Below are 11,131 nucleotides of genomic sequence, written 5' to 3'. Positions count from 1 at the left end.
TGCCGTGCCGTGCCGTGCCGTGCCGTGCCGTGCCGTGCCGTGCCGTGCCGTGCCGGAGCAGAATTCCCTTGGCGTTGTCCGTCAACACCGCATGCGGGCGTGACAGGAACTTTTTTCCCTGCCCGCGCCCGGTGACAGGGGCGGCAACGGGGGCGGGGTCAGATCATTTCCAAGGGTTGCCTGGTCCGCGGGGGTGGAAACGCGCTGTCCAGTTCGGTCAGGTCTTGGGCACTTAATGTTATTTCGGGGGCGGCCAGGTTCTGGCGCATATGATCGGGACTGCCTGCCTTGGGTATGGCCAGCATGTTGGGCTGGCGCAGCACCCAGGCAAGAGCGATCTGCGCGGGTGTTGCCGGGCCGGTGGAGGTCACATGCCTTGCCGCCACCCGCGCCAATGCAGGGTGGCCCAGCAGGGCGCCCCCCTGCCCTATGGGCGAATAGGCCATGGTCACGCTGCGGCGGGACATGTCAGCCCCCAGCAGGTCATATTCCACACCGCGATGTTCCAGACTGTACAGGATCTGGTTGGCGGCGCACTCTCCCGCCTGCATGCAGGCATCCAGTTCGCGCATGTCGCGCGTATCGAAATTGGATACACCCCAGTAGCGGATCAGCCCTTCACGCTGGAGGGTGCGGAAAGCCTCCACCGTTTCGGTCAGTGGCACGCTACCGCGCCAGTGCAGCAGGTACAGGTCCAGCCGGTCCGTGCCCAGACGCCGCAACGACTGCCGGCAGCTTTGCGCCACCCCCCTGGCCGATGCGTTGGAGGGCAGAACCTTGCTGACCAGAAAAACCTGCTCCCGGAACGGCTGAATGGCCTCGCCCACCAGAGTTTCGGACCGGCCATTGCCGTACATTTCCGCTGTATCCACCACTTTCGCACCCTGCGTTATGGCATAGCGCAGGCTCTCGATCTCTGACGCGCGGCGGGCCTGCGAATCTCCCATGTTCCAGGTACCCACACCCAGAGCGGGCAGGCTCTCCCCGCTGGAAAGCGTTATGGTTTTGGCCATGATGTTTTTTCTCCCGTTTTCTGGGCTGTTGCCGCAGCCCGCCGAGCAGGATACGGGGTGCGGCATCATCGTGCTGTTGGGTGATGCGTGAATGCTGCTAGAGTATGGGGCATGACACAGATCGGTTTCTACCACCTTACCCGCACGGGTGTCGCAGACGCCCTGCCCCGCCTGCTGGCGCGCACCGTGGCAAGCGGGCAGAAAGCCGTGGTGTGGTGTAGCGGCAAGCCGCTGCTGCAGGAACTCGACAAGGCATTATGGCAGGTTTCCGCCCCCACATGGCTGCCCCACGGGGCGGAGGGCACGCTATGCCCCGACCTGCAACCCATATGGCTGACAACAGGGGACGACTGCCCGAACGACGCCCATTTCCTGTTCCTGCTGGAAAACAGGACCAGTGCTGACCTGTCGCGGTTCGGGCGGGTGTTCGACCTGTTCGACGGGCTGGACGATGCCGCCGTGGCGCAGGCGCGTGAACGCTGGAGTGCTGCCAAGGCACAGGGCCACGAACTGGCCTACTGGCGGCAGGAAGAACAGGGCTGGAAGCGCGCCCGCTAGGCGCAACGCTGGCCTGCCTGTCCCTGCCCTTTGCCTTGCCGGGAACTGAAAACAGCCCCTGCGGACCTCTTATAATAGTCTACAGCCACATGACGGGCACCGCACCCGGCCTGTAAAAAGCCGGGGGCGCGCCCGTCAGCCGGGGCCGGTTCAGCCCTGTTCGAACGCGGTGCGGACAAACCGGTCGAGCAGGCGCACGCCAAAGCCCGTGGCCCCTTTGGGCTGGCCGTTGCGGGCCTTGTCCGCCCAGGCCATGCCTGCAATGTCCAGATGCGCCCAGGGGGTCTTGTCCACAAAGCGTTGCAGGAACTGCGCCGCCGTAATGGAGCCCGCCGCACGCCCGCCGCTGATGTTCTTCATATCCGCGATGTCGGATTTCAGCAGCGCGTCGTAGTCCTTGCTCAGGGGCATGCGCCACAGTTTCTCACCCGTGAAGGCTCCCGCATCCGCAAGGCCGGACGCCAGCGCGTCGTCATTGGAGAACAGGCCCGCATATTCGTGCCCGAGCCCGATGATGATGGCCCCCGTCAGCGTGGCAAGGTCCACCATCAGGCGGGGGGCAAAGCGTTCACGCGCGTACCACAGCACATCGGCCAGAACCAGGCGGCCTTCGGCATCGGTGTTCAGCACCTCGATGGTCTTGCCCGACGCGCTGCGCACCACGTCACCGGGGCGCTGGGCCGTGCCCGACACCATGTTTTCCACCAGCCCGACCACGCCCACGGCGTTCACCTGCGCCTTGCGCCCGGCCAGCGCGGCCATGAGCCCGGTCACGACCCCGGCCCCGGCCATGTCCCATTTCATGTCTTCCATGCCAGCGGCGGGCTTGATGGAAATACCGCCCGAATCGAACGTCACCCCCTTGCCGATAAAGGCCACCGGGGCCTCGCCTTCCTTGCCGCCGTTCCAGCGCATCACCACCAGACGCGGCTCGTTCGCACTACCCTGGGCCACACCCAGCAGCGCCCCGAAACCCAGCTTTTCCATGGCGGGGCGGTCCAGTACCTCGACCTCCAGCCCCAGGCCGCGCAGGTTTGTCGCACGTTCGGCGAATTCAACCGGGTTCAGGATATTGGCGGGCTCGCTCACCAGATCACGGGTCAGCACCACGCCACGGGCCACAGCCCGCAGGGACGGCCACAGCCCCTCGGCCTCGGCGGCGTGGGGGGTGAGCAGGGTCAGCGCTGTCAGCCTGTGGTTTTTCAGCGCCTCGGGCGCTCCATGATACAGGCTGAAATGGTACGCACCCAGCACGGCACCCAGACCGACATGGGCGACCAGAGCGGCGGACAGTTCGCCGGTCAGCACGCTGGCCTGCTCGACCCGGCCGAGAAGCGATGCGACAAGCCCGCCCGCTTTTTCAGCCGCGCAGGCGTCAACGTCGTCCGCGCGGCCCAGCCCCACCAGCACGATCCGCTCGAACGCCGCCGTGGGGGCGAGAATGACGCAGCTCGTGCCGTCCTTGCCGGTGAAGTCCTCCGCCGTAGCGGCACGGCCCAGCGCGCCCCCCGCCAGAGCATCCAGCGCCGTAAAGGCCGCCCCGAAGGGCTTGCCCTCGGGCACCAGAATGGCCACGGAGCCACCACCAGGCTGTGTTTCAGAAGAAAATGAAATCTGAAGCATGAGTTCTACCGATCATCCTGAAAACTGATACCGTTCTGGGTACGTCTCCCCCGCAGGCTTGGCAATAGGCCACGGCACAGACCCGCACACTCCATTGCAGGCATGACGGATGGCGCAAGCTGGCGTATGATGCACCCATGATACCCCATACAGACACCGACCTGCTGGCCCTGGCCACCCGACTGAGCGAAGAGGCGGCAGAAGTTATCCGCGTTATTCGCGCCCGTGGTTTCAAGACCCTGACCAAGACCGACTCCTCCCCCGTGACGGAGGCCGACCACGCGGCGGAGGCCCATATCCTGCGCGGCCTGCGCGCGGCCACGCCGGATATTCCCGTGATCGCGGAAGAGGAAGTGGCCGCCGGCCTGCGCACCGCCGTAGCCCCCGCCTACTGGCTGGTGGACCCGCTGGACGGCACGCGTGAATTCGCCGCCGGACGGGATGACTTTACCGTCAACATCGGGCTGGTGCGCGACGGCCGGGCGGTACTGGGGGCCATGGCGCTGCCCGCCTACCACCAGATCTACAGTGGCGGGGTGGGGCTGGGTGCGTTCCGCAAGGACAGCACGGGGGTTGCCCCCATTCGCGTACGCAGCGCCCCGGCCGAAGGGCTGAGCGTGCTGGCGTCGCGCCACCATGCGGACGACACGCGCCTTGCCGAATTCCTGAACGGTCGCAAGATCGCAAAACTGGGCAATATCGGTTCGGCCGTGAAATTCGCCCGCGTGGCCGAAGGTCTGGTCGACCTTTACCCCCGCCTTGGCCCCACCATGGAATGGGATACCGCAGCCCCTCAGGCCATTGTGGAAGCCGCTGGCGGGCATGTGACCCTGCTGGACGGTTCCGAACTGGTGTATGGTAAAACGGACTGGAAAAATCCGTCATTTGTCTGTACCGGAACGCTGTAACCCGCGGGCCGGTTAACGGGCCCCGTGGCCCTGTGCCTTCGTACCCCATGACCCGTGGGGCCATGACGGCACCTGTTCGCTCAGGTGGCAGCACCCTGACCGGAGCGGACGGTTCACACAGGGCCACGCCTATGGAAGACCCATGACCAGACGCCTGGAGAACACAGCATCCGGCCTTGCCACAGCCGCCAGTATCCTGCGCGCAGGCGGTCTGGTGGCGTTCGGCACGGAAACCGTTTACGGGCTGGGCGGGGACGCGACACAGCCCCAGGCCGTGGCACGGATTTTCGAAGCCAAGAACAGGCCGCGTTTCAACCCGCTTATCAGCCATTTTCCCGATGCCGCAAGCGCGTTCAGGCAGGTGGTGCCCAACCTGCTGGCCCTGCGGCTGGCCGACATGTTCTGGCCCGGCCCGCTGACACTGGTGCTGCCCCGCGCACAGGGCAGCACGGTCAGCGACCTTGCGGCGGACGGGCTGGCAAGCCTTGCCGTACGTGTCCCGCGTGGAGAAAGCGCGCAGGCCCTGTTGCGGCTGGCGGACCGCCCTATAGCCGCGCCATCCGCCAACCGGTCAGGACGGATCAGCCCGTCGACCGCGGCCCATGTGCTTGAAGAACTGGACTGCCGCATAGATGCCGTGCTGGACAGCGGGCCCTGCGCCGTCGGGCTGGAAAGCACGGTGCTGGACCTGACCGACCCCGCCCGCCCCTGCCTGCTGCGCCCCGGCGGCATAACCCTTGAGGCCCTGCAGGCGGTATGCGGCCCCATAGCCCTGCCCGACACGCAAAGCGATGCAGCCCCCCTTTCCCCCGGGCGGATGCTCTCCCATTACGCGCCGCACCTGCCCGTAAGGCTGGATGTGATCACCCCCATGGCCGATGAAGCCCTGCTGGCCTTTGGCCCACAAAGCAACGCGCCACCGCCCGGCGCGCTGGTATGGAACCTGAGCGAACACGGTCATCTGGAAGAAGCCGCGACCCGCCTGTTCTCCGGCCTGCGCACGCTGGACGATGCGGGCCAGCGCCTGCACCTGCGCGGCATTGCGGTACAACCCGTACCGGCCCACGGGCTTGGACTTGCCATACGCGACCGGCTGAACCGCGCCGCGGCCCCCCGCCCCGGCACACCTCACGACAACACGCCCCACGGCACTGCCCAAAACGCTCCCCTTGCGGATGGGGGCATTCCTCCTTTCCCCGCAAGCCCGCCCGATACGGGCGCGGCACCTGCGGGCCAGACACAGCATGCCCCCGTGGCGCAGGAAAGCGACAGCCCGTCATGAGCGAGTTCGACCCCAAGGAAGTCAAGCTCCTGTCCGATATCCTGGCCCTTGTGCTTGAAGACCAGGTGGGCCAGTCCACAGCAGCATTGGAGACCCTGCGCAGGCGCGCGCAGCGCAACAGCACCACGGGTGGGGCGCTGAAAAACCTGTTCCAGACCCTGGCGGCCGACCCCGGTCGCGCACAGGGGGCCGCAGCCAGCACGCGCACCCGCGCGTCCAGCAGCCGGGCCCGGTCCGACAAACCCGACATGCCCGATACGTACCGCACGCAACTGCGCGAAATGGCCGACAGTATCAACCGCCTCGACCGCGACCTGCGCACGATCAGGGCGCAGAACGAATCGCTCAAGGCCCAGCTGTACCTGACCCAGCAATCCCGCGCGGAACTGCAGACCCATCTTGCGTCCATGCAGCTTTCCTCCCGCGTTTCGCGCAAGATCACCATTGTGGCCACCGTCATGGCGGGGCTGCTCACCGGCATTGCAGGGACCGAGTTTTTTCATGTCCTGTATTCCGCCAGCCCACGCGCCGCGATAAGCGATACCCGCGCCGTAGGCTGACACATGCCCGCTCCTTGCCTTCGTGGCCCTTCGGATCAGTTTTTTTGCAGGAAACGCCATGCCTGAAACCGCCCTTCCCGCCCCGCTTCATGACGCATTACTGGCCCTGCTCGGCCCTGCCGGGTTCCTGACCGACACCACGGATACGTCCCCCTTCTGCACGGACTGGCGGGCTCTCTATCATGGCCGGTGTGCCGCAGTACTCCGCCCTGCCACGACCGAGGAATGCGCGCAGGCCGTAGCCCTGTGCCACGACCACGGCGTACCCATGGTGCCCCAGGGCGGCAATACCAGCATGGTGGGCGGGGCCACCCCCGATGGCAGCGGCCGGTCGGTTGTCGTGTCCACCACCCGCATGCGCAGGGTCATTGCGATCGAGCACACGGACCTGACCATGACGGTGGAAGCCGGCGTGACCCTGAAAGCCGCACAGGACGCCGCAGCGGCGGAAGGGCTTTTGCTGCCGCTTTCCATTTCGTCGGAAGGGTCGGCCGATATCGGGGGTATTCTGTCCACCAACGCGGGCGGCAACAACACCGTGCGCTACGGCAACGCCCGCGAACTGGCCTTGGGGCTTGAAGCCGTCCTGCCCGACGGCACGGTGCTGGACCTCATGCGCAGGCTGCGCAAGGACAATACCGGCTATGCCCTGCGCCAGTTGCTGATCGGGGCGGAGGGCACGCTGGGCATTATCACGCGCGCGATCATCCAGCTTCAGCCAGCCCCCCGCGCGCGGGAGACCGCGCTGTGCGCCGTGGCGGATGCAAAAGCGGCGCTGGACCTGTTTGCCGCCTTCCGCAGGGAGGACCCGTCCGCCATCCAGGCGTTCGAATTCATGTCGGGCGTCAGCATGGCGCTGGTGAACACACTGGTCGAAGGGGCAAGCCTGCCGCTGGAACAGCCCGCCCCCGCCTATGCGCTGGTGGAACTGGCCAGCCCGCGTGCGGGCAGCAGCCTGCGCGACCTGATGGAAGACGTGCTGGGGCAGGCGCTGGAAAGCGGGCTGGTGTCCGACGCGGTGCTGGCCGAGAGCGAAACCCAGCGCCTGGAGCTGTGGAAACTGCGCGAAGAACACGCCGAAGCCCAGAAACGCGCCGGGGCGTCGGTCAAGAACGACGTATCCGTGCCGCTGCCCGCCATCCCCACCCTGATCGCGGAAGCCACCAAGGCGTGCGAGGCGCTGATTCCGGGCATACGGGTGGCCCCGTTCGGGCATATCGGGGATGGCAACATCCACTTCAACCTCGTCCAGCCCGAAGGCGCGAACCCCGAGACCTTTCTTGCCCGGGACCATGACATCATGGATGCGGTGGCCGCCATCGTGCGCAGGCTCGATGGGTCTTTTTCGGCCGAGCACGGGGTGGGCCAGCTCAAGACCTACCTGATGCCGTCATGGCGCGGTGGCGCCGAACTGACGACCATGCACCGGATCAAGAACGCCATGGACCCCACCAACCTGATGAACCCGGGCAAGATCTTCCCGCCCGATCGCGGCACAGGCCACAAAATACTGCCCAAACTCCCGACCTGACAGCGGGCCGCCTGCGGGCGGCGACCATCGCCTGCGCGCACGCACAGCAAAAGCCCGGCCAGACCGCGCGGGACGGGCCGAGCCGGGCCGTAGCCTGTCGCAAACCGTTACGGAACAGGATTGATCTTGCCAAGCCCCGGCCGATGATTGAATACTGTATTCAATCCTGAGCCATGGGCACGCCATATGCGGCGCAAGGGCATGGCGGACCGCCCCACGTTCAGGACCGCCACGCAGCCTGTACCGGACATTCCGCCCGCCATGACAACACAGCTCCCCCCCCTCCTGGCCGACCTTGTGGCCGAACGCATGCGCCCCGGTGCTGACCTGCTGGCTGAAGGGCGCGCCCTGGCCCGGGACTGGACAGTCGGCACCAACGCCTTCCTGCGCCAGAACGGCGTAGGGTGCGAAGCGCAGTACAAAACCCGCTGCGCCGCCGAAGGGCGCATGATGCAGCATGCGCATATCGGCTTTCGCAGTGTCGAGCGTACGATCGAATCCATTGCCGAGGTCCACGCCACCTGCGCGCGCCAGGGCGTTACGGTGGACCGGTTCGGCATTACGCTGGACTGGTCCATGGGCTACCCGCTGGACCTGCGCGACAAACGCCCGCGCGGCACCGGCATTGTGCTGAACGGACCGGAGGACTTTGCCCGCATTACCAACGCCGCCCCGGCCGCCGCCCATTTCGGGGACTTCATGCTGGGCCTGCCCGGTGCTGTCGAAAACACCAAGGGGGCCATTGCCGCCGGGGCCACGGCCATTGGCAATCTGGGCCAGTATTTCACCTTCCGCCTGCCCTACTGGGACGATGACGTGGCCACGACCGAGGCCGCTGTGATCGCATTGGGGCTGATCGCCGCCCAGCCGGTGGACGTTCTGGTACATTCCAACCTTGATGACGGGTTTGCCGGAATGTTCGCGGATATGAGCTCGGCCCTGGGCATGGTGCTGATCGAACGCTATATTGTGGAGGATCTGATCGGCGGGCGCATGTCGCACTGCTTTGGCCACCATTATACCGCCCCGGCGGTACGCATGGCTTTTCACAAGGCGCTGGGCACCCTGACAGACGCCCCCGGCACCATGCTGTTCGGCAATACGGTGGCCTACAAATCCACCCCCGCGGGCAATTACGCAAGCCTTGCCAGCTACCTCCAGGCCGATATCTGGGCCTTGCGCCGCCACCATACGGGCCATGCCATCAACCCCGTTCCGGTCACGGAAAACCAGCGCATTCCCGATACGGACGAAATTATCGACGCCCAGATTTTTGCCGCACGCATGGTCGAACACGCCAGCGGCAGCCTGGATCTGGTCGACTGCGCGAAGGTGGATGCCGCAGCCGACACCCTGATTGAAGCCGGGCGACGGTTCAGTTCCAGCGTGCTGACAGGGCTGGCACAAACGGGGCTTGATATTCGCGACCCCGCCGCCCTCATGCTGGCGTTACGTCGCATTGGCCCCAAACGACTGGAAGCGCTGTATGGTGCTGGCCGCGCCGACACAGCCGTATGGGGCGGGCGGCGGGCAGTCATGCAGGCGGAATGGGTGGAGGAACTGGAGGAGAACGCGGTGGAATGGGCCGCACAGACCTCCCCTGCCCTGCGCCCGGCCGTGGCGGGAGCAGGCTTGCGCGCCTGTGTCGCATCCTCGGACGTGCATGAACACGGCAAGAACCTGATCGAGCGCATTCTGGGCCTGAGTGGGGTCGAAGCGCTGGACGCCGGGGCCTCCGCCGACCCCGAAACCGTCGTGGCAAGCGCTGTGGCGGGCGGGGCCGATTTTATCGCCATCAGCACCTATAACGGCATTGCCCTGCGCTACGCGCGCGAGGTGCAGGCCGCACTGGAGCGTGCGGGCGTGGCCATACCCGTGCTGATCGGCGGCAGGCTGAACCAGATCCCCGAAGACTCCAATTCAGGCCTGCCGGTGGACGTGCGGACCGAAATAACGGCCCTTGGGGTCGTCACCTGCGAAAACCCCACGACCATGATCCGCTTTATTGAAAAGCTGGCCGAAAAAACCCCGGAGGCAGCCGCGTCATGACACGTTGGACAGGTGTATTCCCCGCAGTCACCACAAAACTTGCAGCAGATGGCAGCCTTGACCTGGACGCCACGGCGGCCTCCATCGACAGGCTGATCGCAAACGGGGTCTCGGGCGTGATCGTGCTGCCCATGCTGGGCGAAAATGCCTCACTCTCGGCGGAAGAACGCGACCGGGTGATTACCGCGGCCCGCGAGGCCGTAGCGGGCCGCGTGCCCCTGCTGTCCGGGCTTGCACAGATTTCCACGGCCGATGCGACAGAAGCCGCCCGCCGGTACGAAAAGCTTGGCGCGCAGGGGCTGATGGCGTTCCCCTCTCTCGCCTATAAAACCGACCCGCGCGAGACCGTGGCATGGTACAAATCGCTGGCCGCGGCTTCGGGCCTGCCGATCATGATCTATAACAACCCCATAGCCTACGGGGTGGATGTCACGCCCGACATTCTGGAACAGTTGGCCGAAACCCCGTCCATTGTCTGTATCAAGGAAGAATGCGGCGATATTCGCCGGGTGACGGATCTCTACAACCGCTGTGGCGACCGCTTTTCGGTTTTCTGCGGGGTGGATGATCTGATCGTCGAAAGTCTGGCCCTTGGCGTGACCGGCTGGGTTTCGGGCATGACGAACGCATGGCCCGCCGAATGCGTGCGCCTGTTCAACCTTGCCGCAGGCGGCGACTTCGCGGCCGCGCGGTTATTGTACCGGGTGCTGACCCCCGCTTTCCATCTGGATACGCATGTCAAGCTTGTGCAGTATATCAAGCTTGCCGAACATCTGGTTTACGGTGCCCCCGAATGGGTCCGCGCCCCACGCCTGCCCCTTGTGGGGGACGAGCGCGCCCGGGTCGAAACCGTGATCAGAACCACCATTGCCGCGCTGGGCAGACTGTAAAAACCAAAGGCCCGATGGGCAACCCCGACCGGGCGGTAACCGGGCCGCAGGCCGCATAGGGCCCCGCGGCCTGTGACCGTTCCCGTCAGCCGCCGCGCCGGGGCATTTCCATACCGGGATGCCGCAGGGCAAAAATCTGCAGGACAAGGGCAGGCAGCACGACAAGGCCCGGGTCCCAGCCCACCAGCAGCATGGCCACGACCGTAAAGACCGGCGCCAGACTGCGTTCCATCCGCGCGCCATCAGGCACATTGCTGGCCAGGACGGAACACATGGCCGCCATGGCCAGCAGACCCGCCGCCGCCAGAGCGCGAAAGGGGTGGTTGATGCTGTCGGGCAGAAAACCCGCATGCATGGTTTCAAGCGATGACAGGTCCGAGGACCAGCCTGCAAGTCCCAGCAGAAAGGTAAAGGGCAGCAGCAGCACCCCGAACACGTCGCGCAGGATGGCCAGGAACCCCATCACGATCGGTGGCAGCAGCACGCAGGCCACGCCCACGGCCAGATCAACCACCAGCAATACCAGAGCGGGTGCGACTTTGCCTGCTTTCATATGCTCCGCTCTTTGCGTGCAATCATTACTGTCTCATCCTCATGCGCCGGGTCTGAACCGGGTCTGGGCCGGGTCTGAACCGGAATTTTCGGGCGGGTTATGGCCCGCCTTTGCGGGCCGGGTCGCGGCTTGCAGGCGCGCCGCTGGCCTGCGAGGGCGTGGCT

Annotated in this window: 10 protein-coding genes; 7 read left to right on the top strand and 3 right to left on the bottom strand. The window is 65.8% G+C overall.

Going from position 1 to position 11,131, the window contains the following annotated elements:
* Positions 1-158: 158 nt before the first annotated feature.
* Complete coding sequence (locus ABF990_RS13280; RefSeq protein WP_415500239.1) at positions 159-1,013, bottom strand: aldo/keto reductase; 855 nt, start codon at positions 1,011-1,013, stop codon at positions 159-161.
* A 111-nt stretch (positions 1,014-1,124) separates the two neighbouring features.
* On the opposite strand from ABF990_RS13280, the gene ABF990_RS13275 reads away from it, so the two are divergent.
* Positions 1,125-1,571, top strand: coding sequence for a DNA polymerase III subunit chi (locus ABF990_RS13275; protein ID WP_415492340.1), 447 nt, complete (start codon positions 1,125-1,127; stop codon positions 1,569-1,571).
* Between the two features lie 150 nt (positions 1,572-1,721).
* Here ABF990_RS13275 and ABF990_RS13270 read toward each other — a convergent pair whose 3' ends face one another.
* Entirely contained in the window at positions 1,722-3,194 is a 1,473-nt protein-coding gene (locus ABF990_RS13270; protein WP_415500240.1) for a leucyl aminopeptidase, read from the bottom strand.
* A gap of 137 nt (positions 3,195-3,331) precedes the next feature.
* On the opposite strand from ABF990_RS13270, the gene cysQ reads away from it, so the two are divergent.
* From cysQ to ABF990_RS13240, 6 genes are all read left to right on the top strand, one after another.
* Complete coding sequence (cysQ, locus tag ABF990_RS13265; RefSeq protein WP_415500241.1) at positions 3,332-4,102, top strand: 3'(2'),5'-bisphosphate nucleotidase CysQ; 771 nt, start codon at positions 3,332-3,334, stop codon at positions 4,100-4,102.
* Between the two features lie 142 nt (positions 4,103-4,244).
* A complete protein-coding gene (locus ABF990_RS13260) occupies positions 4,245-5,384 on the top strand; it encodes an L-threonylcarbamoyladenylate synthase (protein WP_415500243.1) in 1,140 nt (379 codons plus the stop codon).
* The gene (locus ABF990_RS13255; RefSeq protein WP_415500244.1) at positions 5,381-5,944 is read left to right on the top strand and encodes a hypothetical protein; all 564 of its coding nucleotides are present in this window, start codon (positions 5,381-5,383) and stop codon (positions 5,942-5,944) included. The genes ABF990_RS13260 and ABF990_RS13255 overlap by 4 nt, the downstream gene beginning before the upstream one ends.
* Before the next feature lie 58 nt (positions 5,945-6,002).
* Positions 6,003-7,475 (top strand): FAD-binding oxidoreductase, encoded by a 1,473-nt coding sequence (locus ABF990_RS13250; protein WP_415500245.1) that lies wholly within the window; start codon positions 6,003-6,005, stop codon positions 7,473-7,475.
* Positions 7,476-7,676: 201 nt separating this feature from the next.
* Positions 7,677-9,524, top strand: coding sequence for a cobalamin-dependent protein (locus tag ABF990_RS13245; RefSeq protein ID WP_415506642.1), 1,848 nt, complete (start codon positions 7,677-7,679; stop codon positions 9,522-9,524).
* Positions 9,521-10,414, top strand: coding sequence for a dihydrodipicolinate synthase family protein (locus ABF990_RS13240; protein ID WP_415500247.1), 894 nt, complete (start codon positions 9,521-9,523; stop codon positions 10,412-10,414). The genes ABF990_RS13245 and ABF990_RS13240 overlap by 4 nt, the downstream gene beginning before the upstream one ends.
* A gap of 85 nt (positions 10,415-10,499) precedes the next feature.
* On the opposite strand, the gene ABF990_RS13235 is transcribed toward ABF990_RS13240, so the two are convergent.
* Positions 10,500-10,967 carry a hypothetical protein gene (locus ABF990_RS13235; protein ID WP_415492348.1) on the bottom strand — a complete coding sequence of 156 codons (468 nt, stop codon included), beginning with the start codon at positions 10,965-10,967 and terminating at the stop codon, positions 10,500-10,502.
* Positions 10,968-11,131 lie beyond the last annotated feature (164 nt).

The organism is Acetobacter sp. (assembly GCF_047723915.1).
Lineage (GTDB): Bacteria > Pseudomonadota > Alphaproteobacteria > Acetobacterales > Acetobacteraceae > Acetobacter.
The sequence above is the reverse complement of the archived record's forward strand: the minus strand, read 5'-3'. Positions and strand labels throughout refer to the sequence as shown.

Excerpts from the sequence above, each read along its gene's own strand:
- ABF990_RS13280 (WP_415500239.1), bottom strand. The coding sequence starts at position 1,013 with ATGGCCAAAACCATAACGCTTTCCAGCGGGGAGAGCCTGCCCGCTCTG.
- ABF990_RS13275 (WP_415492340.1), top strand. The coding sequence starts at position 1,125 with ATGACACAGATCGGTTTCTACCACCTTACCCGCACGGGTGTCGCAGAC.
- ABF990_RS13270 (WP_415500240.1), bottom strand. The coding sequence starts at position 3,194 with ATGCTTCAGATTTCATTTTCTTCTGAAACACAGCCTGGTGGTGGCTCC.
- cysQ (WP_415500241.1), top strand. The coding sequence starts at position 3,332 with ATGATACCCCATACAGACACCGACCTGCTGGCCCTGGCCACCCGACTG.
- ABF990_RS13260 (WP_415500243.1), top strand. The coding sequence starts at position 4,245 with ATGACCAGACGCCTGGAGAACACAGCATCCGGCCTTGCCACAGCCGCC.
- ABF990_RS13255 (WP_415500244.1), top strand. The coding sequence starts at position 5,381 with ATGAGCGAGTTCGACCCCAAGGAAGTCAAGCTCCTGTCCGATATCCTG.
- ABF990_RS13250 (WP_415500245.1), top strand. The coding sequence starts at position 6,003 with ATGCCTGAAACCGCCCTTCCCGCCCCGCTTCATGACGCATTACTGGCC.
- ABF990_RS13245 (WP_415506642.1), top strand. The coding sequence starts at position 7,677 with ATGGCGGACCGCCCCACGTTCAGGACCGCCACGCAGCCTGTACCGGAC.
- ABF990_RS13240 (WP_415500247.1), top strand. The coding sequence starts at position 9,521 with ATGACACGTTGGACAGGTGTATTCCCCGCAGTCACCACAAAACTTGCA.
- ABF990_RS13235 (WP_415492348.1), bottom strand. The coding sequence starts at position 10,967 with ATGAAAGCAGGCAAAGTCGCACCCGCTCTGGTATTGCTGGTGGTTGAT.